The sequence below is a fragment of the Pseudomonas anguilliseptica genome (assembly GCF_021375795.1).
GTDB classification, from domain to species: domain Bacteria; phylum Pseudomonadota; class Gammaproteobacteria; order Pseudomonadales; family Pseudomonadaceae; genus Aquipseudomonas; species Aquipseudomonas anguilliseptica_A.
The window spans coordinates 840,602-866,500 of the sequence record NZ_JAEIOI010000001.1 but is presented as its reverse complement, the minus strand read 5'-3'; the positions used below and the strand labels follow the sequence as shown (position 1 = coordinate 866,500).

At 61.4% G+C, this 25,899-nt stretch carries 24 protein-coding genes; 10 read left to right on the top strand and 14 right to left on the bottom strand.

Annotated features, from left to right (window positions below; all coding sequences use genetic code 11):
• Positions 1-29: 29 nt before the first annotated feature.
• Together IOD17_RS03980 and IOD17_RS03975 are read left to right on the top strand one after the other, a co-directional pair.
• Entirely contained in the window at positions 30-1,160 is a 1,131-nt protein-coding gene (locus tag IOD17_RS03980) for an efflux RND transporter periplasmic adaptor subunit (protein ID WP_233683792.1), read from the top strand.
• Positions 1,161-1,187: 27 nt separating this feature from the next.
• Positions 1,188-4,241: a multidrug efflux RND transporter permease subunit gene (locus IOD17_RS03975; protein WP_233683791.1), complete on the top strand. Its 3,054-nt coding sequence runs from the start codon at positions 1,188-1,190 to the stop codon at positions 4,239-4,241.
• 85 nt (positions 4,242-4,326) lie between these two features.
• On the opposite strand, the gene IOD17_RS03970 is transcribed toward IOD17_RS03975, so the two are convergent.
• From IOD17_RS03970 to IOD17_RS03950, 5 genes are all read right to left on the bottom strand, one after another.
• Complete coding sequence (locus tag IOD17_RS03970) at positions 4,327-4,554, bottom strand: hypothetical protein (protein WP_233683790.1); 228 nt, start codon at positions 4,552-4,554, stop codon at positions 4,327-4,329.
• Positions 4,555-5,126: 572 nt separating this feature from the next.
• Positions 5,127-6,770, bottom strand: a complete 1,644-nt coding sequence (groL, locus tag IOD17_RS03965) for a chaperonin GroEL (RefSeq protein WP_233683789.1) — start codon at positions 6,768-6,770, stop codon at positions 5,127-5,129.
• 59 nt (positions 6,771-6,829) lie between these two features.
• Entirely contained in the window at positions 6,830-7,123 is a 294-nt protein-coding gene (locus IOD17_RS03960; RefSeq protein WP_233683788.1) for a co-chaperone GroES, read from the bottom strand.
• Between the two features lie 249 nt (positions 7,124-7,372).
• Positions 7,373-7,822: an FxsA family protein gene (locus tag IOD17_RS03955; protein WP_233683787.1), complete on the bottom strand. Its 450-nt coding sequence runs from the start codon at positions 7,820-7,822 to the stop codon at positions 7,373-7,375.
• Between the two features lie 63 nt (positions 7,823-7,885).
• Entirely contained in the window at positions 7,886-8,617 is a 732-nt protein-coding gene (locus IOD17_RS03950; protein ID WP_233683786.1) for a HugZ family protein, read from the bottom strand.
• 93 nt (positions 8,618-8,710) lie between these two features.
• Between IOD17_RS03950 and IOD17_RS03945 the strand changes: the two genes are divergently transcribed.
• Positions 8,711-9,469, top strand: a complete 759-nt coding sequence (locus IOD17_RS03945) for an SDR family oxidoreductase (protein ID WP_233683785.1) — start codon at positions 8,711-8,713, stop codon at positions 9,467-9,469.
• A gap of 69 nt (positions 9,470-9,538) precedes the next feature.
• On the opposite strand, the gene IOD17_RS03940 is transcribed toward IOD17_RS03945, so the two are convergent.
• Together IOD17_RS03940 and IOD17_RS03935 are read right to left on the bottom strand one after the other, a co-directional pair.
• Positions 9,539-10,543, bottom strand: coding sequence for a DUF481 domain-containing protein (locus tag IOD17_RS03940; protein ID WP_233683784.1), 1,005 nt, complete (start codon positions 10,541-10,543; stop codon positions 9,539-9,541).
• Between the two features lie 117 nt (positions 10,544-10,660).
• A complete protein-coding gene (locus tag IOD17_RS03935; protein ID WP_233683783.1) occupies positions 10,661-11,659 on the bottom strand; it encodes a DUF481 domain-containing protein in 999 nt (332 codons plus the stop codon).
• 1 nt (position 11,660) lies between these two features.
• On the opposite strand from IOD17_RS03935, the gene IOD17_RS03930 reads away from it, so the two are divergent.
• The 3 genes from IOD17_RS03930 to IOD17_RS03920 all read left to right on the top strand — a co-directional run bounded on the left by IOD17_RS03930 (position 11,661) and on the right by IOD17_RS03920 (position 14,688).
• Positions 11,661-12,050: an MGMT family protein gene (locus IOD17_RS03930; RefSeq protein WP_418904253.1), complete on the top strand. Its 390-nt coding sequence runs from the start codon at positions 11,661-11,663 to the stop codon at positions 12,048-12,050.
• A gap of 308 nt (positions 12,051-12,358) precedes the next feature.
• Positions 12,359-13,900 (top strand): AmpG family muropeptide MFS transporter, encoded by a 1,542-nt coding sequence (locus tag IOD17_RS03925; protein ID WP_233683781.1) that lies wholly within the window; start codon positions 12,359-12,361, stop codon positions 13,898-13,900.
• Between the two features lie 74 nt (positions 13,901-13,974).
• A complete protein-coding gene (locus tag IOD17_RS03920) occupies positions 13,975-14,688 on the top strand; it encodes a lipopolysaccharide kinase InaA family protein (RefSeq protein WP_233683780.1) in 714 nt (237 codons plus the stop codon).
• 27 nt (positions 14,689-14,715) lie between these two features.
• Here IOD17_RS03920 and IOD17_RS03915 read toward each other — a convergent pair whose 3' ends face one another.
• A complete protein-coding gene (locus IOD17_RS03915; RefSeq protein WP_233683779.1) occupies positions 14,716-15,546 on the bottom strand; it encodes a mechanosensitive ion channel family protein in 831 nt (276 codons plus the stop codon).
• Between the two features lie 99 nt (positions 15,547-15,645).
• The gene (locus IOD17_RS03910; RefSeq protein ID WP_233683778.1) at positions 15,646-16,125 is read right to left on the bottom strand and encodes a YajQ family cyclic di-GMP-binding protein; all 480 of its coding nucleotides are present in this window, start codon (positions 16,123-16,125) and stop codon (positions 15,646-15,648) included.
• Positions 16,126-16,277: 152 nt separating this feature from the next.
• Between IOD17_RS03910 and IOD17_RS03905 the strand changes: the two genes are divergently transcribed.
• The 4 genes from IOD17_RS03905 to IOD17_RS03890 all read left to right on the top strand — a co-directional run bounded on the left by IOD17_RS03905 (position 16,278) and on the right by IOD17_RS03890 (position 20,851).
• Complete coding sequence (locus IOD17_RS03905; protein WP_233683777.1) at positions 16,278-17,240, top strand: response regulator; 963 nt, start codon at positions 16,278-16,280, stop codon at positions 17,238-17,240.
• Positions 17,241-17,252: 12 nt separating this feature from the next.
• Positions 17,253-18,161 carry a putative 2-dehydropantoate 2-reductase gene (locus IOD17_RS03900; RefSeq protein ID WP_233683776.1) on the top strand — a complete coding sequence of 303 codons (909 nt, stop codon included), beginning with the start codon at positions 17,253-17,255 and terminating at the stop codon, positions 18,159-18,161.
• An 84-nt stretch (positions 18,162-18,245) separates the two neighbouring features.
• Positions 18,246-20,264 (top strand): sensor histidine kinase, encoded by a 2,019-nt coding sequence (locus IOD17_RS03895; protein ID WP_233683775.1) that lies wholly within the window; start codon positions 18,246-18,248, stop codon positions 20,262-20,264.
• Positions 20,265-20,266: 2 nt separating this feature from the next.
• Entirely contained in the window at positions 20,267-20,851 is a 585-nt protein-coding gene (locus IOD17_RS03890; RefSeq protein WP_233683774.1) for a cob(I)yrinic acid a,c-diamide adenosyltransferase, read from the top strand.
• Here IOD17_RS03890 and IOD17_RS03885 read toward each other — a convergent pair.
• From IOD17_RS03885 to argJ, 5 genes are all read right to left on the bottom strand, one after another.
• Positions 20,848-21,741 carry an RluA family pseudouridine synthase gene (locus IOD17_RS03885; RefSeq protein ID WP_233683773.1) on the bottom strand — a complete coding sequence of 298 codons (894 nt, stop codon included), beginning with the start codon at positions 21,739-21,741 and terminating at the stop codon, positions 20,848-20,850. The two genes, IOD17_RS03890 and IOD17_RS03885, sit on opposite strands and share 4 nt — an antisense overlap.
• 8 nt (positions 21,742-21,749) lie before the next feature.
• A complete protein-coding gene (locus IOD17_RS03880) occupies positions 21,750-22,853 on the bottom strand; it encodes an HPP family protein (RefSeq protein ID WP_233684510.1) in 1,104 nt (367 codons plus the stop codon).
• A 69-nt stretch (positions 22,854-22,922) separates the two neighbouring features.
• Positions 22,923-23,864, bottom strand: a complete 942-nt coding sequence (locus tag IOD17_RS03875) for a Nudix family hydrolase (protein WP_233683772.1) — start codon at positions 23,862-23,864, stop codon at positions 22,923-22,925.
• On the bottom strand, positions 23,861-24,493 hold the full coding sequence (locus IOD17_RS03870; protein ID WP_233683771.1) for a glutathione S-transferase family protein: 633 nt from the start codon (positions 24,491-24,493) through the stop codon (positions 23,861-23,863). The genes IOD17_RS03875 and IOD17_RS03870 overlap by 4 nt, the downstream gene beginning before the upstream one ends.
• 126 nt (positions 24,494-24,619) lie before the next feature.
• Complete coding sequence (argJ, locus tag IOD17_RS03865; RefSeq protein WP_233683770.1) at positions 24,620-25,837, bottom strand: bifunctional glutamate N-acetyltransferase/amino-acid acetyltransferase ArgJ; 1,218 nt, start codon at positions 25,835-25,837, stop codon at positions 24,620-24,622.
• Positions 25,838-25,899: the final 62 nt, after the last annotated feature.

The following is a 25,899-nucleotide window of genomic DNA, read 5'->3' as shown; positions in this document are numbered from 1 at the left end:
CTCTTTCCGCTTTGCCAAGGAACCGGAATATGTTGCTTCGCCGCATGCTGATCATGCTCGGCGCAGTACTCGTCGTGGTACTCGCCCTCGCTGCCTACAAAGGCTTCTCCATCTACCAACAAGTGCAGATGTTCTCGGCACCGCAGCCGGCCATCAGCGTCGATGCCGCGACGGCAGAAGCACACCCATGGCAGAGTCGCCTGCCCGCCATCGGTACGCTCAAGGCCTTCCAGGGTGTTGACCTGACCGTGGAGGTCGGCGGCACCGTGCAACAGGTACTGTTCCGCTCCGGTGAACAGGTCACCCTGCAGCAGCCGCTGATCCAGATGGACAGCGATGTCGAGCAGGCCAGCCTGGCCACCGCTCAGGCCGAACTGGGTCTGGCCCGCGTGGAATATGAGCGCGGCCGCAGCCTGGTCAGCCGTCAGAGCATCTCGAAAAGCGAGTTCGACCGCCTCTCCGCCAGCCTGCAGAAAGCCAACGCCAGCGTGGCCCAGCTGCAGGCACAACTGGCGAAAAAGCGCATCCTTGCACCGTTTGCCGGGACCATCGGTATCCGCCAGGTGGATGTCGGCGACTACCTCGCCTCGGGCACGACCATCGCTACCCTGCAAGACCTGAGCAAGTTGTACGTCGACTTCTTCCTGCCCGAGCAGGCGGTGCCCAAACTGGCCATCGGTGAGCGCGTGCGTTTCAGCGTAGCGGCGTACCCGGACGAAGTATTCGAAGGCGAGATCGCCGCAATCAACCCCAAAGTCGAAGACACCACCCGTAACGTGCAGGTGCGCGCCATGCTGGCCAACCCGGAGAGCAAGCTGCTGCCCGGCATGTTTGCCAACCTGGAAGTGCTGCTACCCGGCGAACAGGCACAGATCGTCATTCCGGAAACTGCCATCACCTACACCCTCTACGGCAACTCGGTGTACGTCATCGGCGAGAAGAAAGGCGAAGACGGCCAGGTAGTCAAAGACGACAAAGGACAGGCCGAGCTGAGCGTCGAGCGCCGTTTCGTCGAAACCGGCGAGCGCCGCGAAGGCCAGGTGGTGATTCTCAAAGGCCTGCAGGCCGGTGAGCAGGTGGTGTCCGCCGGCCAGCTGAAGCTGGATAACGGCGCCCATGTCAGCATCGCCAACGCGCAGGCCAAGCCGAGCGCCGATTAATCCGGCGCGGTGCAAAGGAACTTATTTATGGCTTTTACTGATCCCTTTATCCGTCGCCCGGTATTGGCGACCGTGGTCAGTCTGTTGATCATCCTGCTTGGCTTCCAGGCATTCAGCAAACTGACCATCCGCCAATACCCGCAGATGGAAAGCGCCCTGATCACGGTGACCACGGCTTACCCCGGGGCCAATGCCGAGACTATCCAGGGCTATATCACCCAGCCGCTGCAGCAGAGCCTGGCGAGCGCCGACGGCATTGACTACATGACCTCGGTGAGCCGGCAGAATGTGTCGATCATCTCGATCTATGCGCGCATCGGCGCCAACAGCGACCGCCTGTTCACCGAACTTTTGGCCAAGGCCAACGAGGTGAAGAACCAGCTGCCGCAGAACGCCGAAGACCCGGTGCTGAGCAAGGAAGCGGCCGACTCCACGGCACTGATGTACATCAGTTTCTACAGCCAGGAGCTGAGCAACCCGCAGATCACCGACTACCTCTCAAGGGTTATCCAGCCCAAGCTGGCCACCCTGCCGGGCATGGCCGAAGCGGAGATTCTCGGTAATCAGGTGTTCGCCATGCGCCTGTGGCTCGACCCGGTGAAGATGGCGGCTTATAGCGTGACCGCCAGCGACGTCAACGACGCCGTGCGCAAGTACAACTTCCTCGCCGCAGCCGGTGAAGTGAAAGGCGAGTACGTGGTCACCAGCATCAACGCCGAAACCGACCTGAAATCCGCCGAGGCCTTTGCCGCCATCCCACTGAAGACCGTGGGCGACAGCCGCGTGCTGATCCGCGATGTGGCACGGGTGGAAATGGGCGCGGAAAGCTACGATGCGATCAGCTCCTTCGACGGCACCCCGTCGGTGTACATCGCCATCAAGGGCACGCCAGGGGCCAACCCGCTGGACGTGATCAAGGAAGTACGCAAGGTCATGCCTGACCTGGAAGCGCAGCTGCCGCCGAACCTGAAAGTCTCCATCGCCTATGACGCCACGCTGTTCATCCAGGCCTCCATCGACGAAGTGGTGAAGACCCTCGGCGAAGCGGTGTTGATCGTCATTGTGGTGGTGTTCCTGTTCCTCGGCGCCTTCCGCTCGGTGCTGATCCCGGTGATCACCATTCCGCTGTCGATGATCGGCGTGCTGTTCTTTATGCAGCTGATGGGCTACTCGATCAACCTGCTGACCCTGCTGGCGATGGTGTTGGCCATCGGTCTGGTGGTGGACGATGCCATCGTCGTGGTGGAGAACATCCACCGGCATATCGAGGAAGGCAAAACGCCCTTCGATGCGGCCATCGAGGGCGCGCGGGAAATCGCCGTGCCGGTGGTGTCGATGACCGTCACCCTGGCGGCGGTATACGCCCCTATCGGTTTCCTCGAAGGCCTCACTGGTGCTTTGTTCAAGGAATTCGCCCTGACCTTGGCCGGCGCGGTGATCATCTCCGGTATCGTCGCCCTGACCCTGTCACCGATGATGTGCGCCAAGCTGCTGCGCCACGAGGAGAATCCATCGGGCCTGGCACACAAGCTCGATCAGATCTTCGACGGCCTCAAGCGCCGCTACCAGCGCGCCCTGCACGGCACCCTGGACACCCGTCCGGTGGTGCTGGTGTTTGCGGTGATCGTCATGTGCCTGATTCCGGTGCTGCTCAAATTCACCAAGAGCGAGCTGGCCCCGGAAGAGGATCAAGGCATCATTTTCATGATCGCCAACGCCCCGCAACCGACCAACCTGGAGTACCTGAACAAGTACACCGACGAGTTCGTGAACATCTTCAAGGAGTTTCCCGAGTACTACTCATCGTTCCAGATCAACGGCTTCAACGGTGTGCAATCGGGTATTGGCGGCTTCCTGATGACGCCGTGGAACGAGCGCGAACGCACCCAGATGGAAATCCTCCCTGAGGTGCAAGGGCGTCTGTCGCAGATTGCCGGCCTGCAGATCTTCGGTTTCAACCTGCCGTCGCTGCCGGGCACTGGCGAAGGCCTGCCGTTCCAGTTCGTGATCAACACGCCGAACGACTACCAGTCGCTGCTGCAGGTGGCTGAACGGGTCAAGCAGCGCGCGGTGGAATCCGGCAAGTTTGCCTTCCTCGACGTTGACCTGGCCTTCGACAAACCGGAAGTGGTGGTGGAAATCGACCGCGAGAAAGCCGCGCAGATGGGCGTGTCCATGGAAGACCTCGGTCTGACCCTGGCCAGCCTGCTCGGCGAAGGTGAAATCAACCGATTCACCATCGACGGCCGCAGCTACAAGGTAATTGCCCAGGTCGAACGCGCCTACCGTGACAATCCGGGCTGGCTGAACAGCTACTACGTGAAGAGCGAAAGCGGTGCAATGCTGGCGCTGTCGACCCTGGTCAAGGTCAGCGACCGTGCGCGACCGACCCAGCTCAACCAGTTCCAGCAGCTCAACTCGGCGATCATCCAGGGCGTGCCGATTGTCAGCATGGGCGAAGCCATCGAGACGGTAACGCAGATCATGCAGGAAGAAGCGCCTGCTGGTTTTTCCTATGACTTTGCCGGCGCATCACGCCAGCTGGTGCAGGAAGGCAATGCGCTGTACATCACCTTCGGCCTGGCACTGGCATTGATCTTCCTGGTGCTGGCGGCGCAGTTCGAGAGCTTCCGCGACCCGCTGGTGATCATGGTCACGGTGCCGCTGTCGATCTGTGGTGCACTTATTCCGCTGTTCCTTGGCCTGTCGAGCATGAACATCTACACCCAGGTGGGCCTGGTAACGCTGATCGGCCTGATCACCAAGCACGGCATTCTGATCGTCGAGTTCGCCAACCAGCTGCGCCATGAAAAAGGCCTGTCGCGCCGCGCCGCGGTCGAAGAAGCGGCAGCGATTCGTCTACGTCCGGTGCTGATGACCACCGCCGCCATGGTGTTCGGCATGGTGCCGTTGATTCTGGCCAGCGGCGCGGGTGCGGTGAGCCGCTTCGACATCGGCCTGGTGATCGCCACCGGCATGTCGATTGGCACACTGTTCACCCTGTTCGTACTGCCCTGCGTGTACAGCCTGCTGGCGCAGCCTGATGCGCCAGCCACAACAACCACCAAGACCCACGGATAGAACGCACGCTGCGCAAGGATGCGCGCAACAAAAAGCCCGGCACTAAGCCGGGCTTTTTTCTACCTGTATAACCACCGCAACGAGTCTAACCCTGCGAACGCACACCTTGGGACAGGCTGAACATAAACAGCAGCAGATCCTGATCCGGACGTACTGCCTCGGCCGTTCGCGCCTGCGGGGGTAATGGGCAATAACCCAGCTGCTCGTTCAGCGTGATGACCTGGGGGCCGGCTTCCTGCCAGGCCGCCGCCGCGAGCGAGGCCACGCTAAGCGCGGTCACCAGAAAAAAACCTCGTGCGATTTCTAGCTTCATCACTGCAACCTCTTGATAGCGCTGCCAAACGCTGTGTAATTACCCTAGATCATGGACAACCGCAGCAGCGCCCTTGGCGACCGACGGCTATGTTTGTTTCCCGTTACAGGATCGTCCTGATCCCCTCACACACCACTCGACAGCCAGCCTTCGAGCGCACGCCGGTGAATTGGTTCAACCCCAGACCAACCAAGGATTGGCCACACCAACACCCAGGCCTTGGGTAACAGCCTCAGGGTCACTTTATTGCCCAACCGCATCAGTATTGGGCGCACTAGAACCCATGGTTTTAAAACTGCCTAAGACTGCCCAACCCTCCACCAGCACAGCGCAGGCCGCGTGGTAGAACACATCCAGGTGAGGTCAAAACAAGAAGCGGCAATGCTGAACAGCAGCACAGCGCGGATTGACAGGCTCCAGTCCGGGAGCGCGCTTCACACAAAGCAATTGGCGTACCGCTTTGCCGTGCAGGACTGTTATAGCCGAGAAAAATGAAAACCCCGTGACAGGCACGGGGTTTTCTTTACAGCGTGCAAGCCATCTGGCGATGGCCTGCTGGGAGCCGGGCTGGCTTACATCATGCCGCCCATGCCACCCATGCCGCCCATATCTGGCATACCGCCAGCAGCCGGCTTGTCTTCAGCCACTTCGGCGATCATCGCTTCGGTGGTGATCATCAGGCTGGCGATGGAGGCAGCGGCCTGCAGCGCAGTACGGGTGACCTTGGCCGGATCGAGAATACCCATGTCGATCATGTCGCCGTAGGTGTCGGTAGCGGCGTTGAAGCCGTAGTTGCCCGAACCCTGCTTGACCTTGTCGACCACGACGCTCGGCTCGCCACCGGCGTTGGATACGATCTGACGCAGCGGTGCTTCAACAGCACGGCGCAGCAGGGCAATACCGACGTCCTGATCGGCGTTGTCGCCTTTCAGCTCGCTGATGGCCTGCAGCGAACGCACCAGCGCCACGCCACCGCCAGGTACCACGCCTTCTTCAACGGCTGCACGGGTAGCGTGCAGGGCGTCTTCAACGCGGGCTTTCTTCTCTTTCATTTCCACTTCGGTGCCAGCACCGACCTTGATTACCGCAACACCGCCAGCCAGTTTGGCCAGACGCTCTTGCAGCTTCTCTTTGTCGTAGTCAGAAGTGGTGTCTTCAACCTGCTTGCGGATCTGCGCAACGCGGGCTTCGATATCAACCTGCGCACCAGCACCGTCGATCACAGTGGTGTTTTCCTTGCTCAGGATCACGCGCTTGGCGTTACCCAGGTGCTCCAGGGTGGCGCTCTCCAGGCTCAGGCCGACTTCTTCGGAGATCACGGTACCGCCGGTCAGGATGGCGATGTCCTGCAGCATGGCCTTGCGACGGTCGCCGAAGCCCGGTGCCTTGACGGCAGCGACTTTGACGATGCCACGCATGTTGTTCACAACCAGCGTTGCCAGAGCTTCGCCTTCAACGTCTTCAGCGACGATCAGCAGCGGACGGCCGGACTTGGCGACAGCTTCCAGAACCGGCAGCAGCTCACGGATGTTGGAGATTTTCTTGTCAACCAGCAGGATCAGGGGGCCGTCGAGTTCGGCGACCATGGTGTCCGGCTTGTTGATGAAGTACGGCGACAGGTAGCCGCGGTCGAACTGCATGCCTTCTACGACAGACAGTTCGTTTTCCAGGCCCGAGCCTTCTTCAACGGTGATTACGCCTTCTTTACCAACTTTTTCCATGGCTTCGGCAATGATGTCGCCGATGGAGTTGTCGGAGTTGGCGGAAATGGTGCCAACCTGGGCAATCGCCTTGGTGTCCGCGCACGGCTTGGACAGGGCTTTGATTTCTTTAACGATGGCGATGGTGGCTTTGTCGATACCACGCTTCAGGTCCATCGGGTTCATGCCGGCAGCGACGGCTTTCAGGCCTTCGTTGACGATGGCTTGAGCCAGAACGGTAGCGGTGGTGGTGCCGTCACCAGCAGCGTCGTTAGCCTTGGACGCAACGTCCTTGACCAGCTGCGCGCCCATGTTTTCGAACTTGTCTTTGAGCTCGATTTCTTTGGCAACCGATACGCCGTCCTTGGTGATCAGCGGAGCGCCGTAGCTCTTCTCGATCACCACGTTGCGGCCTTTCGGGCCGAGGGTGGCTTTTACTGCGTCAGCCAGAACGTTGACGCCAGTGAGCATTTTCTTGCGGGCGGAATCGCCGAATTTAACTTCTTTAGCAGCCATGATGATTATTCCTTGATTCGTTCAGATAGAGCGGAATTCGTAGCGACGGGGCGCTGCAATCAAGCTTCAACGACAGCGAGGATTTCGCTCTCGCTCATCACCAGCAGGTCTTCACCATCGACCTTGATGGTGTTGCTGCCGGAGTAAGGGCCAAACACCACTTTGTCGCCGACTTTAACACTCAGGGCGCGTACTTCACCGTTGTCCAGCACGCGGCCGGTACCTACCGCCACGATCTCGCCCTGATTCGGCTTCTCGGCAGCGGAACCTGGCAGCACGATGCCGCCTGCGGTTTTCTTTTCTTCTTCGCTGCGACGGATTACGACGCGGTCATGCAGAGGACGAAGCTTCATTGTCGATCTCTCCCAATAGGTGGTTTGTCGGCCGGTGCAGTCACCGGCGGGTTAGCAAAGTCCGGCGGGGCCGGTAGCGCTGCGCCAGGCGTAGCGCTGAAGTCTGATCTGTCTGAATGACAGAAAACCTTGCGGTGTCCGCTACATAAGGGCGTGCAAGGGGATTTCAAGGGCTGTCGGTGAATTTTTTATTGATTCACCGGCCTGGCAGATCGGTCTACTAGCAAGCCGCAACACAACCAAGCGGACTCAGTCGCGGCGCTCGTACTCGCCTTCCAGCACCTGCGGGCGGGTCTGCCCGGAACGGGCGGCCTGGTCGTCATAGAAGGCACGCTGGCGCATGGCCTGCTCGGCGGCACGCTTGCGCACCTGGCCCACCAGCAAGCGGCGAGTGAAGGGGATCAGGCAGAGCACACCGAAGATGTCGCTGATAAAACCGGGCAACAGCAACAACCCGCCGCCGACGGCGATCAGCAGGCCTTCGAGCATTTCCTGCTCCGGCAACTCGCCACGGGCCAGTTTCTCCCGCGCGCGCCAGGCTGTGGCAACACCGGCGACACGCAGCAGGATGCTGCCGAGAATGGCGGTGCCAACCACCAACAGCAGAGTCGGTAACACACCGATGGCGCTGCCCACCTGAATCAACAGCGCCAGCTCGATGATCGGGAACAGCAGAAACAAAAACAGAAACGCGCGCATCACAGGGTCCTTAACGGAAGATCAGCTTCCAGTAAGCAAGAAGTATGGGGTGTCGGGCTGAATTCAAGCTGAAGCCTGACCGTCGGTCGGCCAAACCTCGGCGTGGGCCAGCGCCACCAAGGCCTGGCGCACTTCAAGCGGACTGTTACAGGATGTTGGAAAGGCCAGCCAATACAGACTCTGCCCGATACGCAGATGGAAACCTTCACTGTCGATACCGACCAACTCGGCCGGCGCATGACGAGGCAGACAGGCCAGCTCGACATAGTGAGCGATGGCCTTGGCATGATCGCTGTTCATATGTTCGAGCATGCTGATTTCGCTGTCACCGGCAAAGGGATTGGCCAGCGCCACCTGCTCCAGCCAGTGAATCGCGCCAAAACCGCCGATATAGCGCCAGCGCACCGGTTCCAGACGCCAGAAGTCGAAGTCATGGGCCTGGTGATAGCCGCGCGAATCGGGGAAATAGCGGTAATAGCGCTGCGCCGCCGCTGCAATCTGTGCCTCGTCATCCAATTGTCGTGCTTGCGCGAGCACAGTAAGGCGGCCGACTGCCTGCACATCTTCCGCCCCGCGCTCGCCCACCAGCAACGAGCACTTACCGTCCTGCTTGAGGTTATGGGTGTGCTGGGCAATGCGACTGATCAGGATCAGCGGATAACCGTCAGCATCCAGGCAATAGGGCACCACTGATCCGAAAGGGAAACCCGGCATGGCCTTGGAATGGGTGCTGAGCACGCCCCGGTATTCCTTGAGCAGCAATTCTCGGGCATGCTTGCCGGCTTTCACGCTCACCTTATGACTCCTTGCATAGATTCCGTCACAGAACGGGAGGCGCCTAGATTAACCGCCGGCAAGGCCACACGACACCATTTGAGGGGACACGCGATGCAACTTAAAGACAAAGTCATCATCATCACTGGCGGCTGTCAGGGCCTGGGCCGCGCTATGGCCGAATACCTGGCGGAAAAAGGCGCCAAGCTGGCCTTGGTCGACCTGAACCAGGAAAAACTCGACGAAGCCGTAGCCGCCTGCAAGGCGCTGGGCGTGGAAGCGCGTTCCTACCTGTGCAACGTCGCCAATGAAGAACAAGTGACCCAGACCGTGGCCCAGGTGGCCGAAGACTTCGGCGCGATCAATGGCCTGGTCAACAACGCCGGTATCCTGCGCGACGGTCTGACCATCAAGGTCAAGGACGGCGAAATCACCAAGCTGAGCCTGGCGCAGTGGCAATCGGTGATCGACGTCAACCTCACCGGCGTGTTCCTCTGCACCCGTGAAGTGGCGGCGAAGATGATCGAACTGAAGAACGAAGGCGCGATCATCAACATCTCCTCTATCTCCCGTGCCGGCAACATCGGTCAGGCCAACTACTCCGCCGCCAAGGCCGGTGTAGCCGCTGACACCGTGGTCTGGGCCAAGGAACTGGCGCGTTACGGCATCCGTGTCGCCGGTGTAGCACCGGGCTTTATTGAGACTGAAATGGTCGCCAGCATGAAACCGGAAGCGCTGGAGCGCATGACTTCGGTTATCCCGCTGCGCCGCATGGGCAAACCGACCGAGATCGCTCATTCGGTGGCCTACATCCTGGAAAACGACTATTACACCGGTCGCGTTCTGGAGCTGGATGGCGGTCTGCGGTTGTAATCCGCTAGATTGAGCACTCCGCAAACAAAAAGCCCCGCCAACGCGGGGCTTTTTTATACGACAACGACCTTACCAACCCACGCCGAAACCCAGGCTATAACGGGTCTCGTCCAGCTCGCCTTCCGAGCCGCTGACCAGGTCCTTCTCGGCCTTCATATTCAACGAGGCCCAGTCGGTCAGTTTGTAGCGCAGGCCCACGGCGGCATCCAAGGTGTAGTCGGCAGCGTTGGCCAGCGGCTTGCCCACTTCGCCATCGCTGAACAGCTCAACGCTCTTGCCGACCAAGTAACGGTTGTAATCCCACTTCATGCTGACTGCGTAGAAGTTGTCGTTCTCGCCATTGGCATATTCGTAGTCGGTACGGTTGAGCAACCCGGCCACGGAGAAGGCACCCAGCTCGTTATCCCAGAACTGATAACCCGGACCAGTACCCACGGTGCGCTGGCGGCGCAGGTCTTCGATGCGGTCACGCTTGTACTCCAAACGACCCTGCCAGAACCACTGCTCAGTCAGGAAACGGTCCAAGGCATATTCCACGCCCCAGTTATCGGTACTCAGTACATCATCGCGAAGCTCGCGGTTGTATTCGGCTTGTCCATTGTGTCGCCACAGCCCATGACGGGCCTGAGTCTTCAGGCGCACGTCGTAATCGTCGGTGTCGCGCTCAGCGCGTTTGTAGTCCAGCGCGGCATCGATATTGCCCTTCCAGACAAAGTCCTCGATCAGCGGTTTGGGTTTGAGTATCTGCTGAATGCTGGCCAGCTCGACGGTTTTCGGCGCTTCTCCATTGGCCAGGGTGACTTTGCCAGGTTCGGCCGGTTGCAGGGCTTTGGCCCGCTCACCCCCGACGGCACTTTCCTTGACCAGCAGTTCCTGGTCGCTCTCCAGGGTCGCGATCTTGTTCCAGTCCAGGGCGATGGCACCGCCGTAGTCGGTTTCCAGCAGCAGCTTGCCGCCGTCGAAGAACTTGATCTTGCCGCTCAGGCGATCGCCGTTCTTCAGCCAGACGGTATCCGCCAGCGCGGAGGTTGCAGTCGCACAAAGGGCCAGGCACAGCAGGGTTCTGGAAAACATAGGTAAGGCTTGTCAGTCTCGGGGTCACGGAAGGCCGCGCATTATCCGTATGCACGACGCCAGAACAAGCACTGACCGACAGAATCACCGTGAGTTCAGCTTTTCCCGTGACGGATGCTACCAGCCCACGCCAACCCCCAGCAGATAGCGCCGCTCGCTGCTTGTCTGTCCTAGCCCTCGGGCCATATCCAGCTCGTAGAGCAGCGACAGCCGCGTCCAGTCATTCAGGCGGTAGCGCAGGCCCACCTCACCGTCGAGCACGTAGTCGACCTGCTCGATCTCCGGCACCTGCAATTCGGCATTGCTGTACAACTCCAGCCGCGTACCCCAGAGCAGCCGCTTGTAATCCCACTCCAGCGAATAGGTATTGAAATCCAGCTCGGCCTCGCTGCTACGCAGTTGCAGACGATTGAGCTGAACAATCATGTCAAAACGGCCCAGCTCGTTATCCCAGAAGCGGTAACCGGGCCCGGTGCCGATGCTGCGCTGGTGGGTAAAAAAGGCAAACTCATCCTCGTCATGTTCTGCACCAACCCGCCAGAACCAGTGATCGGTCATAAAGCGGTCGAGATCGTATTCCAGCTGCCAGTTATCCGCGGTTTTCACATCATTCTTGACCTTGCGCTCCAGCTCGCTGCTGAGCACATGACGCCAACGACCATGCTCGACACGAGTATTGCCTTTGAGCTTCCATTCGTCGGTTTCGCTGTCATCGCGCTTCATGTCCAGCTTGGCATCCAGGTTGCCCTCCCAGACCCGATCACGCAGCACAGGACGCGGCGGAATCAAACGATTGATACTGGCCAGCGGAATGGTCTGGGTACTGGCATTGACCACCCGCACCATGCCCTTGCCGGCCGCCTCCAACTGTTTGCTGTGTTCACTGTCGAAGCCCTCGCGGCGCACAAGCAGAGGTTTATCGGAGCGCAGGGTGTCGATATCCTTCCAGGCGATCAGCACCTGCCCGGCGTACTTGGTTTTCAGCGCCAGCTTGCCGCCATCGAGCAAGATAATCTCACCGGTCAGCCGATCACCGTTGTTCAACCACACCGTATCCGCCCAGACCGGCACGCCCACAGTAGCCATCAGCAGGAACAACAGGGTACGTAGCAACATGATGAAAGCGCCAACCAACCAGCCAGAACAGGGAAGCAAGCATGCCGGCTCGGCCCTGCCGACAGCAAGCCAGGCCGAACGCCGCACAGCGCTTTATGCGGTGCTGGCGCAGATACCAGCCGGCTGCGTGGTGAGTTACGGCCAACTGGCTGCATACGCAGGCTTAGGCCGCGCCGCGCGCTGGGTCGGGCGCACCCTCAGCCAACTGCCGGACGGCAGCACCCTGCCCTGGCACCGGGTCATTGCCGCCGCCGGGCGCCTCAGTTTGCCCGCAGGCAGTCTGTCCGGCGCGGAGCAACGCAGCCGTCTACGTGAGGAAGGCGTGCAAATCCACAACGATCGGGTGGATATGCTGCGCTACGGCTGGCGCCCAATGGAACACAGCGGGTAGGGTCTTTTGCCGTTTTATCGCGACCGCGCCGGAGCCTGTTTTAGCGCGAGGCAAGGCACGAGAGGCGAAGTTTGGTCGTTCAAATGAGCCGTCGAGAAACGCCGCATCGCGCTAAAACAGGCCCGGCCCTGAGGGTTGCGCGCAAAATCTCGCCATGCGGTGTTGGAGGACTTGGCAAGGGAACGCCATTTCCTGCGTCCTCCGCCTAGCCTGGCGAGATTTTTCGCGGCAACGCGGCTTGCGCTAAAACGGTAACAGACCCTAGAGTGCGCCCTTTATTAGGTCAAACTCAGGCTGATACCCCTTCAATGCCCCGTAAAAGCTGGCGCGATGCCATTGCTGCCTACTCAAGCCCCTCGACACTGGTGCTGCTGCTCCTGGGGTTCGCCGCCGGCCTGCCTTATATGCTGGTGTTTTCCACCCTGTCGGTCTGGTTGCGCGAGGCCGGCGTGGCCCGTGAAACCATCGGTTTTGCCAGCCTGATCGGCCTGGCATACGCCTTCAAATGGGTCTGGTCGCCACTGCTCGACCAATGGCGCCTACCGCTGCTCGGCAGGCTTGGTCGGCGCCGCTCGTGGCTGGTGTTGTCGCAGGTACTGATTGCCATCGGCCTGGCCGGCATGGCCCTGTGCGACCCGCAAACCCATCTGACCTGGCTGATTTCCCTGGCCGTGCTGGTGGCCTTCGCCTCTGCCACCCAGGACATCGCCGTCGATGCCTACCGCCTGGAAATCGTCGATGACACGCGCCAGGCTGCACTGGCCGCCAGCTACATGGCTGGCTACCGGGTCGCCGCCCTGCTGGCTACCGCCGGCGCGCTGTACTTCGCCGAAGGCTTTGGCTCCACCGCGCTGCTCTATCAACATGGCGCCTGGGCCGGCACCTACCTGCTGTTCGCCCTGCTGATGCTGCCAGGCCTGCTCACCAGCCTGTGGATGCGCGAACCTGATGTGCCGCTGCGCACCCAGCTGGCTGCCGCCCGCTATGGCTTCAGCCATCAGATTGCCTCTGTACTGGTGCTGATCGTGTTGCTGGTGTCCGTACCGGCGATGTTTACCCAGTTCTACAACACCGACTTCGCCAGCCTGGTCAACGGCGAGGCCAGCCTGCTCGACCTGCTGCTGGAAGATCGCGCCTTCCTGCGTGCCCTGCTCTACACCATCCTGACTGCCATGTGCCTGTCGTCCATGGGCCGCCGCGGCCTGGCGCCGGTGCTGACGCCGGTGAATGACTTTATTCTGCGTTACCGCTGGCAAGCCTTTCTGCTGCTGGGGTTGATTGCCACCTACCGCATGTCGGACACGGTGATGGGCGTAATGGCCAACGTGTTCTACATCGACCAGGGTTTTACCAAGGATCAGATCGCCAGCGTCAGCAAGCTCTTCGGTCTGGTCATGACCCTGATTGGTGCAGGCTTCGGCGGTTTGCTGATCGTGCGCTTCGGCATCCTGCCGATCCTGTTTATCGGCGGCGCAGCGTCAGCCGCGACCAACCTGCTGTTCCTCATGCTCGCCGGCATGGGCGCAGATCTGCAGATGCTGATCCTCACCATCTCGGCTGACAATTTCAGCGCTGGCCTGGCCACTGCGGCCTTCGTCGCCTACCTGTCGAGCCTGACCAACCTGAAGTTCTCCGCCACCCAGTACGCCCTGCTCAGTTCGATCATGTTGCTGCTGCCGCGCCTGATCGGTGGCTACTCCGGGGTGATGGTGGAGAAGCTCGGTTATGCCCAATTTTTCCTGGCCACTGCACTGCTGGGCATCCCGACACTGATTCTGATTGTGCTGCAATGGCGGCGTGAGCGCGGGCAACTGCGCGATGCAACAGCGACGACAATCGAACAACAATAAGAACTCACCCAATGGCATATCAGGCGCAATGGCAGGCGTCTTGCTGGTAATTGATATGCATATAAGGACACATCATGGCCGCCACCAGCAGTAACACTCGCAACACTTCGCCGTCAGACGACTTCAACAGCTGGTGGCAAACCCAAGGCGAGTGGGTCGAAGAACCCAATGACCGCCGCGGCGGCCAGAGCGGCGTGCAACGCATCACCGTGCAAGGGCAGTTGCTCTATGCCAAAAGGCAGGCGGGGCACACTTACCGCAGCCTGAAATACCCTCTGGGTCGCCCCACCGTACTGCGTGAACGCGATGCGCTGCTCAATGCGGCAAAAGCCGGGGTCGCCGTGCCAGAAATCGTTTACTGCGGCGCAGAACGAGGAACCGATGGTTGGCGAGCGCTGCTCGTAACCAAGGCGCTGGAAGGTTTTCTGCCTATCGATCAGTGGTATGTCGAGCACCCTCGCGAGCGCTGCGACGAGAAACAGCATCAGCAATTGCTACAAGGCATCGCCGAGTGCCTGGCCAAGCTGCATACAGCGCGCCTGCAACATGGCTGCATGTATGCCAAACATATCTTTGTCCGCATACAGGAGAGCAACTGCGAGATTGCCCTGCTGGATCTGGAAAAGGCTCGCCGTCGCCTCAATCGCAAGCAAGCGGCCCTGCATGACATGCTTCAGTTGCGCCGCCATTCACCGTGGCACGAGGGTGATTGGCAGTTTCTGATTAATCACTACCAGACGGCCATGGGGCAGGTCTTTCCCCGGCTTTGTGGAGCACGCCGCCCCTGAGGACGGCGCTATCCCGGCAGGCGAACCTCAGCCCGCCTGCTGCACCAAATGCACCACCCGCTGCGGGAACGGGATGCCGATACCGGCCTCGCTGAGGCGCTCCTTGGCCTGTTCGGTAAAGGCAAAGGTCACTGGCCAGAAATCCGCCGTAGCCACCCAGACGCGCAGCGACAGGTTGATCGCGTTGTCCCCCAATCCGGTGACAAACACCACAGGCTCAGGGTCGCGGTGCACTCGCGGGTCAGCAGCAATCTTCAGCAGCACTTCGCGGGCCTGTTTGATATCGCTGGAGTAATCGATCCCCAGGTTGATATCGACGCGCCGTTTGTTCTCGCGCGAATAGTTGGTGATATGGCCGTTGGACAGGCTGCCATTGGGCACAATCACCACCTTGTTGTCGCCGGTTTTCAGGGTGGTGTGAAATATCTGGATGCTGTCGACACTACCGGCCACACCCTGCGCCTCGATCCAGTCACCGGCCCGGAATGGCCGGAATAGCATGATCAGCACACCGCCGGCAAAGTTTGCCAGACTGCCCTGCAAGGCCAGACCAATCGCCAGACCGGCCGCACCGATCATGGCAATAAATGACGTAGTTTCCACGCCGATCATCGACGCCACGCTGATCAGCAGCAGCACCTTGAGCACAATGCTCACCAGGCTGCCAATAAAGCTGCTCAGCGCCCGATCGACCTGACGCATATTGAGCAAACGACCAATGCTGCTGGTGAGTTTGCTGATCAGCCACCAGCCAATCAGCAAAGTGATCAGGGCCAGGGTCAACTTGCCGCTGTATTCCAGCATCACAGGCAACCAAGCCTCCGATAGTTTGACCAATTGCTCGACATTCATCTCCATGGGCTACTCCTGTTTCCTGTGCATGAAACGCAACCGCCATGGCAAGCCATGGCGGTCAGATGGATAGAGCTGTTTGCGACGCTACAACGCGGCAAAGGTTCAATCGCGGAAATTGTTGAACTGCAGTGGCATACCAAATTCCTTGGCACGCAGGGCGGCGATAGCCTCCTGCAGATCATCGCGTTTCTTGCCGGTGACACGTACCTGCTCGCCCTGAATAGCGGCCTGCACCTTGAGTTTGCTGTCCTTGATGTGGGCGACGATCTTCTTCGCCAGCTCTTTCTCGATGCCCTCGCGCAGAATCACCTCCTGCTTGACGCTCTTGCCCGACGGATAGGCATCCTTGAACTCCAGGCATTGCACGTCGATCTTGCGTTTGACCAGCGCCAGCTTGAGAATCTCGATCATCTGCTCCAACTGAAAATCCGCATCGGCTGTCAGGTTGACAGTCAGCTCTTTCAGTTCAAAGCTACCTTTACCGCGCAGGTCATAACGACGTTCCAGCTCTTTGATTGCGTTGTCGATGGCGTTAGTAACTTCATGTTTGTCCAGCTCGGACACCACGTCGAACGAAGGCATGGGTTTGCTCCAGATAGACGGCGCGCCCTGCATCACGAATGGGACACGCCTGGCTTGACGATAAAAAAACCCGGCCATTATATAGCGGTAGCAACAAACACTGCCCGGCGAAGTATCGGGCTCTTGTGATTTCCCCCTAGCGAGCCTGCCCCATGCCTAACCCCCACCTGAGCATTTTGGTCGTCGATGACGCTAAGTTCTCCAGCGCCATGATCGGGCGCGCCTTGAGCCAGGCGGGCTATCAGGATCTGCGTTTCGCCAGCAGTGCCGCCGAAGCCATCAAACTGCTCGAACAGCGCCCGGCCAGCGTGCTCCTGGCAGACTGGCTGATGCCGGAAATGAACGGCCTGGAACTGACCGTGCAGGTGCGCCAGTTCGACGAAATGGCCCACCACTACACCTACGTCATCCTGCTCACCGGCAAGGAAGGCGAAAACGTCCTGGGGGAAGCCTTCGACAGCGGTGTCGATGACTTCATCAGCAAAGCCGCGATGAACGAGCAGCTGGTGCCACGGGTCTATGCCGCCGATCGCCTGTGCAACACCTTGCAGCGCCTGTTGCAGGAAAACCGCCTGCTCACGGAAAACATCGCCAGCCTGGAAAAGCGCAACCTGATCGACCCGCTCACAGGTCTGGGCAACAGCCGCTACCTGCACCAGAAAACCCTCGACAGCCTGCGCCAGGTCGAATCCCGTGGCGGTGCGCTGTGTTACCTGCTGATTGGCCTGCAGGACATGCACGAACTGCACCTGCAGTACGGCGACACGTTCTACAACGAACTGCTCACCGGCGTCGCCCGTCGCCTGCAGCAGCTGGTACGGCCACTGGATATTCTGGTGCGCCTGGATGAAAGCCATTTCGGCCTGATCACCCTGCTGACCGATCTGCACGAATGCTCACCGAGCAGCTTCAAACGCCTGCACGACGGCATCAACCTCAAAGCGTTCAAGACCAGCGAAGGCTTTATCAGCCTCAAGGCCGGCATCAGCCTGGTCGGGCTGGACGCCAAGGGCCTGCCCTGCACGCCCGAACAGATCATCAGCTACGCGGAAAAACTGCTGCCCGAGTCACACAGCAGCGGCCGGGTTACAGCCCTGCGCCTGCCCTTGCCTTAAGCGGCAGCGTCTATGTGGCACATTCTCGGTGCGGGTAGCCTCGGCACCCTGTGGGCAACTCGCCTGGCCCGTGCCGGCGTCCCGGTGCAGCTGCTGCTGCGCGATGCTGAACGGCTGCACCGCTACCAGCAGGCTGGCGGCCTGACCTTGATCGAACAAGGCCAGGCACAGCACTACCCGATTGCAGCCCAGACCGTAGCGGATACACAACCGATCCAACGCCTGCTGCTGGCCTGCAAAGCCTATGACGCCGCGCCCGCAGTGGCGCAGCTAGCCCCTCGCCTGACGCCTGATGCCGATATCCTGCTGCTGCAAAATGGCCTGGGCAGCCAGGACGAAGTAGCCCGCGCCGCGCCGCAGGCACGTTGCATATTTGCCTCCAGCACCGAAGGCGCCTTTCGTCAGGCTGATTTTCAGGTGGTGTTTGCCGGCCACGGCCATACCTGGCTCGGCGACCCACAGAACATGCAGCCACCAGCCTGGCTGGCAGACCTGCGCCAGGCCGGCATCGCCCACGACTGGAGCCTGGATATCCTCAGCCGACTGTGGCGCAAACTGGCGCTGAACTGTGCGATCAACCCGCTGACGGTGTTGCACGACTGCCGCAATGGCGAACTGCGCGAGCACCCAGCGCAGCTTGCCTGCCTGAGCGGCGAACTGAGCGAATTGCTACAGCGCTGCGGCCAGAGTAACGCCGCCGAAGGCCTGCATGAGGATGTGCTGCGGGTCATCCAGGCCACCGCGCTGAACTACTCCTCCATGCATCAGGACGTCAGCCAGGGCCGCCGCACGGAAATTGTCTACCTGCTGGGCTACGCCTGTCAGGCCGCCCAACGCCATCAGCTGCACCTGCCGCACTTGCACGCCCTGCACACGCAACTGCTGGCCCACCTCGACAGCCGCGGCCTGCCCAGCCACTGAAGCGGTTGAGGTTTTCCTCGCTTGCACGCACACCGCAACAGCCCCTAACCTGCCTGCACGTTCACCACCACGACCCGCCCTGCCATGCCCTTGCGTCAGCGTCTTGAGAACCTCCCGGTTGGCCGCAAACTGCTGGTCGCCCTGCTGGCCCTGCTAGCCACCGTACTGCTGGTGGCCAACCTGGCCTTTATCAGCGCCGCCTACTGGATCTCCCAGGAAAGCGTCGCCCCGCAAGCCCTGCACACCCTCGGCCGGCTGATTGCCAGCCCGCCCCTGAGCAAACAGGCACTCAGCTCACCGACAGCGGCAGAGGCCCTGCTCAAACGCCTGGATGATTACGCGCCCCTGCGCGCGGCAGTGATCTACGACGGCAATGGGCAAAGCCTGGCGCAGCTGCAACGCGGCGACAAACTGCGCCTGCCGCAGCGCATCGAAGAGGTGGAGTCCTGGCGCCATCAGGAGTTTCGCATCAACCAGTTGGTCGAGCTGCCGCAGACTACGGGCAATCCGGGGCACCTGCTGCTGGTGGCCTCCAGCGAGCTGCCGGGGGTGTTCTACACCGGCACCCTGACGGCCAGCGGAGTGATTCTCGCCCTCAGCGTACTGCTCTGGCTGATCGTCTCGCGCCAGGTGCGGCGCCTGATCACCCGTCCGATCCGCCGCCTGGAAGAACTCTCGCGCCAGGTCACCCGTGAAGAGAACTACGCCCTGCGCGCGCGCCGCGGTAACGCCGACGAGATCGGCAGCCTGGCCGATGCCTTCAACACCATGCTGATCCGCATCGAAGCCCGTGAACAGCAGCTCAAGCGCGCCCGCGACGACGCTCAGGAGGCCTTCGACCAGGCCCAGCACCTGGCCGAAGAAACCCGTCACTCCAACCGCAAGCTGGAGCTGGAAGTGCAGGTGCGCAGCAAGATCGAGAAAAAGCTCACCGGCTTTCAGAACTACCTCAACAGCATCATCGACTCCATGCCCTCGGCGCTGATCGCCCTCGATGAACAGCTCTACGTCACGCAGTGGAACCAGGAAGCCAGCAGCCTCTCCGGCACGCGCCTGGACGAAGCGCTGAACCAACCGATCTTCCTCGCCTTCGCGCCGCTCAAGCCCTTCCTGCCGCAACTCAAGCGCACCGTTGAACAGCATCAGGTGGAGAAGATCGAGCGGGTCACCTGGGGCAGCAATGAACAGCCCCGCCACTTTGCCCTGACCTTCTACCCATTGAGCGGCGGCAGCGGACGCGGCGTGGTAATCCGCATTGACGACATCACCCAGCGCCTGAATCTGGAAGAGATGATGGTGCAGTCGGAAAAGATGCTCTCGGTCGGTGGCCTGGCCGCCGGCATGGCGCATGAGATCAACAACCCGCTGGGCGCCATCCTGCACAACGTGCAGAACATTCGTCGGCGCCTGTCAGCCGAGCTGGACAAGAACCGCGAGCAAGCCGAACAGGCCGGCATCAGCCTGCAAGCCATCGACCGCTACTTGAGTGCCCGGGAGATCCCGCGCCTGCTCGACGGCATCCAGCAGGCCGGCAGCCGCGCGGCAAAGATCGTCAGCCACATGCTCAATTTCAGCCGCCGCAGCGACCGTCAGTTGGCCCCTTGTAACCTGCCGGCGCTGATCGACCAGGCGGTGGAAATCGCCAGCAACGACTTCGACCTGACCGACAGCTTCGACTTCAAGAGCCTGAGCATTCAGCGCGACTTCGCCGACAACCTACCCACCGTGCCGGCCACCGCCAACGAGCTGGAGCAGGTGCTGCTCAACCTGTTGAAGAATGCCGCCCAGGCCATCCACCAACGCACCGACAACCGGCAACCCGGGCAGATCACCCTACGCCTGCGCCTGGCGCCGCCCTGGGCGGAAATTCAGGTGGAAGACAACGGCGTGGGCATGTCCGAGCTGGTGCGCAAACGCATCTTCGAGCCGTTCTTCACCACCAAGGAGGTCGGCCAGGGCACCGGGCTCGGCCTGTCAGTGTCCTACTTCATCATCACCAACAACCACAAAGGGCAGATGGAGGTGCAGTCCAAGCCTGGCCAGGGCACCTGCTTTACCCTGCGCCTGCCACTCACCGCCAGCCACCTCGACACAGGGCTCTGAACATGGGTTACCGCCTCTCGAAGATTTACACCCGCACCGGCGACGCAGGCGAAACCGGCCTGGCCGATGGCCGCCGCGTGACCAAGGACCACCCACGGGTGGATGCCATGGGCGAGGTGGATACCCTCAACAGCCATATCGGCCTGCTGCTGGCTGAGCTGGCCGAACAGCATGCCAAGTGCCCGGGCCTGGGCGAGATCATCGAGGTGCTCGCGCCCTGCCAGCATCGCCTGTTCGATCTCGGTGGCGAGCTGGCGATGCCGGACTATCAAGCCCTGCAAGCCCCGGAAATCCAACGCCTGGAGGCCGCCATCGACCGTTGGAACGAAGAAGTCGGTCCCTTGGAGAATTTCATTCTGCCCGGTGGCTCACGCCTGATCGCTCAGGCCCACGTGTGCCGCAGCCTGGCGCGCAGCGCCGAGCGCCGCTGCCAGCACCTGAATGCGGTGGAGCCGATTCGCGGCGTCGGCCTGGCCTACGTCAACCGCCTGTCCGATCTGCTGTTCGTCGCCGCACGGCTGATCGCCAAACGCCAGGGAGTCGATGAAGTGCTCTGGCAGGCGGCTGCCAAAGAAACGCAAAACTAGAGCAGGCTGAGCTGGCTTGCGAAGCTACGCGGCTGACCGGTTAGCGGATCGATAAAGCTCAGTCCCCGAGCCAGCAACTTGAGCGGCTTGCTGTAGTCGTCCGGGGCGTCCGGTGCATCCGTAACCTCGGGGTAGAACGGATCATTGAGGATCGGTGCGCCCAATGCGGCCAGGTGTACGCGCAACTGGTGCTTTTTGCCGGTCACCGGGTACAACCGGTACAGCCAGTGCTCGTCCAGACGCTGGGCAACCTCGATGCGCGTTTCCGTATTGGCCTCCCCGGCCACTTCCTGCATGCGGAAAAACGGCTCAGCGCCCTCCAACCGCGTTGCCCGCAACAGCGGAAAGTCCAGCTGCGGCAAAGCCGCCGCCAACGCCTCGTAGCACTTGTCCATCTGCCGCAAACGAAACAGCGCCTGGTACTGACCCCGGCTGGCGCGGTTGGTGGAAAACAGCACCAGGCCAGCGGTGTGCCGATCAATCCGGTGCAGCGGCACCAGGTCGGCATTGCCCAGGCGCTTGGCCAGGCGCGCCTGCAACGTCTGCTCGACGTATTCGCCGGCGGGCATCACCGGCAGAAAATGCGGTTTATCCGCCACCAGCAGGTGTTCATCGACATGCAGCACGGTTTCTTCGAAAGGAATCGGCGTCTCCGCGGGGACCTCGCGAAAGTAATGCACCTTGAGCCCTTCACGATAAACCGCAGCCATGCCGAGCGGCTGACCCTGCGCGTCCAGCACCCGGCCACGGGCAATCCGCTCCTGCCAGACCTCGGCGGCAATCGCCGGGAAATGCGCGCACAGGCACTCGAACACCGTCGCCCAGTTACCGCGCGGCAAATGCAGGGTGCTGGGGCGCATATTCGAGGGAGAACGGGCATCTACTGACATAAACGCATTCAACCACCGGCGGGCGTAGGGGATGGCTGCAGTGACAGGCGAAACAGCGCCGCCAGCAAATCCGACTGGCTGACGATGCCCAGCAACTGGCGGTGCTCATCGACCACCGGGAGTTGGTGCACATCAGCATCAGTAAGCGTCTGCAACAGGTAAGTCACTGGCCACTCAGGGCGACAGGTCGGTGCCTGACGGCGCATGCAGCTGCTCACAGTCGCCTTCTCGGGTTCAGCCAGCAGCACATCATGCAGTCCCAGCATGCCCTGCAACTGCCCTGCGGCGTTGAGCACCGGCAGGGCACTGAGGCGATGCTCATGCAGCTTGGTGCGCGCATCGGCAAGGCTGGCCTGCTCGCTCAAGCTCAGCACATCGCGGGACATGATGTCGGCGCAGCGCACCTCGCCAAAACGGCGCTGATAGGCCCGTGCTTCGGTTTGCAGGAGGATTTCTTCCAGGTCTTCGCGGGAGATATCAAGCAACTCACCACGCGCCTTGAGTACCGCATCCAGGTCCGCCGGGGTGAAGCCCAGGCGATCACGCGGCAGCGGATCACGGGTTTTGTGCACATTGCCGTGCTCCAGCGGACGATGCGGGTACTGACGGCGCAGGGCGTTATTGAACAGCAGCGCGATCAACAGCAAGCCGATGGAGTTAAGCCCCACGGGGTAAAGGGCAAAGTGATAGCCCAGCTGAGCCACTTCCGGACCAGCCAGCACCGCCGTCAGCGCCACGGCACCACCCGGCGGATGCAGGCAGCGCAGGGCGAACATCGCGGCAATCGCCGCACCGCCGGCCAATGCTGCCACCCAGGCGTGGTGGCCGAGCCAGGTCGCGCAGGTGACGCCCACCAGGGCAGAAATCAGGTTGCCGCCGAGGATCGACCAGGGCTGGGCCAACGGGCTGGCAGGCACGGCAAACAGCAGCACCGCCGATGCGCCCATGGGCGCAATCAACCAGGGGCTGGCACTGCCCAGCACCTCATGACAGAGCCAGCCGCTGAACAGCAGCCCCAGTACTGCGCCAACACAACTGAGCCCGCGCTCACTCAGGCTGACCGCCATGGGTGCCGGCCAGAAGCCCTTCAACCACGCCTTGATGCCTTGCACCGTCAACTACCCACCCGTCACGCACCATTTAAGGGCGCGACTATAACGCCCTTTGCCCTGCACCGGCAGCTACTGCGGCCAGAACGCGCGAATCCCGGCCACGCCCTGAGCCCCCGCCTGCCAGGCGCGCTCCACATCGGCCGGGGTCACACCACCGAGCAGGTAAGCCGGCTGATTGAACCCCTGCAACAACTCGGTTACCTGCGCCCAACCCAGCGGCTGCGCATTGGGATGGGTTTGAGTGGCTTGCACCGGTGACAGGGTGATGAAATCCACGCCCATTTGCGTGGCCAGCTCCAGCTCCTGCGCCGAGTGGCAGGACGCTGCCAGCCAGCGCTGTGGCGGAAACGGCCGCCCTGCCGCACTCAACTCGCGCAACTGTTGCGCCGTCAGGTGCCAACCGGCAGCGGGAAAGTCGCCCAGCCACTCCAGCGGCCCTTTGAGCATCAGTTGCGCCTTGCCTGCACAGAGACCGAGGGCATCCACAGCCAAGTCGCGGTACTGCGCATCGAACATCGCTGGCGCACGCAGCTGCAACAGGCGGATGCCGCTCTTCAGCGCAGCCTGAATACCGCGCAGCAACTCAGGCCCACTCAACCCTTCCGGGGTGATCAGGTAACGCTCAGGCAGGCGCGCTGCCGCCACGATAGGCCGGTTGGCCGCCGGAAACTCATAGTCGCCCAGTTCCCGCGGGCTGACCCAGGCCAGCGGCTGACCCTCGGCACCATGCGGCTCACCGCTAAACGCCGAAACCTCCCAGACATCCAGCAGCACCTGCTTGTCCGGGTAATCGTGGCGCACCTGAATCAACGGCCGTGCAGCGCTGGGACGAATACCCAGCTCCTCCTCCAGCTCGCGGGCCAAGGCAGCCTGCACCGTTTCAGCGGCCTCGACCTTACCGCCGGGAAACTCCCACAGGCCGCCCTGATGCTTATCATCAGGACGCTTGGCGAGCAGAATCTGCCCGTCGACACCGCGAATCACCGCTGCGGCTACATGAATACGTTTCACGCCAGATGTTCCTCCTGGGCAGCGTGGTACCAGCGCTGAAACGCCGGCCACTGATAAATCGTTTCGACATAGGCACTGGCGCCAGCCGGCAGCGCCACTTGATAACTGCGTAAACGCGTGGCGACCGGAGCAAAAAAGGCATCCGCCAGGCTGGCCTGACCAAACAGAAAGCCGCCACCCTGGCCAAAGCGCTGCCGGCACTCGGCCCACAGGGCGCAGATACGCTGGATATCGGCCAGCGCATCGGCCGGGATTTCAGTCAGCGCCTGGTTACGCTTGAGGTCCATCGGCAAGTGGCTGCGCAACGCGACAAAGCCACTGTGCATTTCCGCGCAGGCACTGCGTGCCAACGCGCGCGCGTCGCGTGCCGCTGGCCACAACTGAGCGGCAGGGAAACACTCGGCCAGGTACTCGGCAATCGCCAGCGAATCCCAGATCGCCCCATCATCACTGAGCAGCAACGGCACCTTGCCGCTCGGCGAGTGCTGCAAAATCAGCGCACGAGTATCAGGCCGGTTCAGGGTTATCAGCTGTTCGGTATAGGACTCGCCGGTCAACTCCAGGGCCAGCGCCGCGCGCAGCGACCAGGACGAATAGGTTTTATCGCCAATAACCAGAGTAAGTGACATGGGCTGTACTCGATGCGGGAAGGTCGAATGACCTTAAAAGGCGACTGGCGCAATAGCAAATTCCCGTTGCTCATGGGGGCATGAGCAACGGGAATGCAGGCCATCAAACAGCTGGGACGCGGCCGATCAGGTACGGTATTCGGCGTTGATCTTCACGTACTCGTGGGACAGGTCGGTGGTCCAGATAGTCTCACTGCACGCGCCGCGGCCCAGTTCGATGCGGATAGTGATTTCCTCACGGGCCATCACCGCAGCGCCCTGCTCTTCGGTATAGCTGGCCGCACGGCAGCCCTTGCTGGCGATGCACACTTCACCGAGGAACACGTCGATCTTGCTCACGTCCAGCTGCGCCACGCCGGCGTAACCAACGGCGGCGAGGATGCGCCCCCAGTTCGGGTCGGAAGCGAACAGCGCGGTCTTGATCAGCGGCGAATGCGCCACGGCATAGGCCACATCCAGGCACTCCTGATGCGTGCCACCACCGTTGACCTGCACGGTCACGAACTTGGTCGCACCTTCACCATCACGCACGATGGCTTGCGCCACCTCCATGAATACCTCAAGCACCGCCTGCTTGAGCTTGGCGAACAGCTCACCGCTGGCTTCGCTGATTTCCGGCAGTTTGGCCTGGCCGGTGGCAATCAGCATGCAGCAATCGTTGGTCGAGGTGTCGCCGTCGATGGTGATGCGGTTGAACGACTTGTTCGCTGCGTCGCGCACCAGGTCCTGCAGCACGCTGCGCGCCACCTTGGCGTCGGTGGCAATGTAGCCGAGCATGGTCGCCATGTTCGGCCGGATCATCCCGGCACCCTTGCTGATGCCGGTCACGGTAACGGTCACGCCATCGTACTGGAACTGGCGGCTGGCGCCTTTAGGCAGGGTGTCGGTGGTCATGATGCCGGTGGCGGCTTCGGCCCAGTGGTTTTCGTCCAGGTCATCGAGCGCGGCCTGCAGAGCGCCTTCGATCTTCTCGACCGGCAGCGGCTCGCCGATCACCCCGGTGGAGAACGGCAGTACCGCGCCCTCGTCCACGCCGGTCAGTTTGGCCAGCGCCGCGCAGGTACGCGTAGCATTGGCAAGGCCCGGCTCGCCGGTGCCGGCGTTGGCATTACCAGTGTTGGTCAGCAGGTAACGCACGCCGCCCTGAACACGCTTCTTGGCCAGAATCACCGGTGCGGCGCAGAACGCATTGAGGGTGAACACCCCGGCTACGGTGGAGCCTTCGGCGCAGCGCATCACCACCACATCCTTGCGCCCTGGACGCTTGATGCCCGCCGAAGCGATGCCCAATTCGAAACCTGGAACTGGGTGCAGGGTAGACAACGGGCCAAGACCAACAGCCATAGCGAACGCTCCTTAAGGCGGTAATACATCTGAATGCGATGGTAAAACGCCGCGAGCGGCCA

What these genes read in the sequence shown, in the direction of transcription:
- IOD17_RS03980 (WP_233683792.1), top strand. Translation starts at nt 30, where the DNA reads ATGTTGCTTCGCCGCATGCTGATCATGCTCGGCGCAGTACTCGTCGTG.
- IOD17_RS03975 (WP_233683791.1), top strand. Translation starts at nt 1,188, where the DNA reads ATGGCTTTTACTGATCCCTTTATCCGTCGCCCGGTATTGGCGACCGTG.
- IOD17_RS03970 (WP_233683790.1), bottom strand. Translation starts at nt 4,554, where the DNA reads ATGAAGCTAGAAATCGCACGAGGTTTTTTTCTGGTGACCGCGCTTAGC.
- groL (WP_233683789.1), bottom strand. Translation starts at nt 6,770, where the DNA reads ATGGCTGCTAAAGAAGTTAAATTCGGCGATTCCGCCCGCAAGAAAATG.
- IOD17_RS03960 (WP_233683788.1), bottom strand. Translation starts at nt 7,123, where the DNA reads ATGAAGCTTCGTCCTCTGCATGACCGCGTCGTAATCCGTCGCAGCGAA.
- IOD17_RS03955 (WP_233683787.1), bottom strand. Translation starts at nt 7,822, where the DNA reads ATGCGCGCGTTTCTGTTTTTGTTTCTGCTGTTCCCGATCATCGAGCTG.
- IOD17_RS03945 (WP_233683785.1), top strand. Translation starts at nt 8,711, where the DNA reads ATGCAACTTAAAGACAAAGTCATCATCATCACTGGCGGCTGTCAGGGC.
- IOD17_RS03940 (WP_233683784.1), bottom strand. Translation starts at nt 10,543, where the DNA reads ATGTTTTCCAGAACCCTGCTGTGCCTGGCCCTTTGTGCGACTGCAACC.
- IOD17_RS03935 (WP_233683783.1), bottom strand. Translation starts at nt 11,659, where the DNA reads ATGTTGCTACGTACCCTGTTGTTCCTGCTGATGGCTACTGTGGGCGTG.
- IOD17_RS03930 (WP_418904253.1), top strand. Translation starts at nt 11,661, where the DNA reads ATGAAAGCGCCAACCAACCAGCCAGAACAGGGAAGCAAGCATGCCGGC.
- IOD17_RS03925 (WP_233683781.1), top strand. Translation starts at nt 12,359, where the DNA reads ATGCCCCGTAAAAGCTGGCGCGATGCCATTGCTGCCTACTCAAGCCCC.
- IOD17_RS03920 (WP_233683780.1), top strand. Translation starts at nt 13,975, where the DNA reads ATGGCCGCCACCAGCAGTAACACTCGCAACACTTCGCCGTCAGACGAC.
- IOD17_RS03915 (WP_233683779.1), bottom strand. Translation starts at nt 15,546, where the DNA reads ATGGAGATGAATGTCGAGCAATTGGTCAAACTATCGGAGGCTTGGTTG.
- IOD17_RS03910 (WP_233683778.1), bottom strand. Translation starts at nt 16,125, where the DNA reads ATGCCTTCGTTCGACGTGGTGTCCGAGCTGGACAAACATGAAGTTACT.
- IOD17_RS03905 (WP_233683777.1), top strand. Translation starts at nt 16,278, where the DNA reads ATGCCTAACCCCCACCTGAGCATTTTGGTCGTCGATGACGCTAAGTTC.
- IOD17_RS03900 (WP_233683776.1), top strand. Translation starts at nt 17,253, where the DNA reads ATGTGGCACATTCTCGGTGCGGGTAGCCTCGGCACCCTGTGGGCAACT.
- IOD17_RS03895 (WP_233683775.1), top strand. Translation starts at nt 18,246, where the DNA reads ATGCCCTTGCGTCAGCGTCTTGAGAACCTCCCGGTTGGCCGCAAACTG.
- IOD17_RS03890 (WP_233683774.1), top strand. Translation starts at nt 20,267, where the DNA reads ATGGGTTACCGCCTCTCGAAGATTTACACCCGCACCGGCGACGCAGGC.
- IOD17_RS03885 (WP_233683773.1), bottom strand. Translation starts at nt 21,741, where the DNA reads ATGTCAGTAGATGCCCGTTCTCCCTCGAATATGCGCCCCAGCACCCTG.
- IOD17_RS03870 (WP_233683771.1), bottom strand. Translation starts at nt 24,493, where the DNA reads ATGTCACTTACTCTGGTTATTGGCGATAAAACCTATTCGTCCTGGTCG.
- argJ (WP_233683770.1), bottom strand. Translation starts at nt 25,837, where the DNA reads ATGGCTGTTGGTCTTGGCCCGTTGTCTACCCTGCACCCAGTTCCAGGT.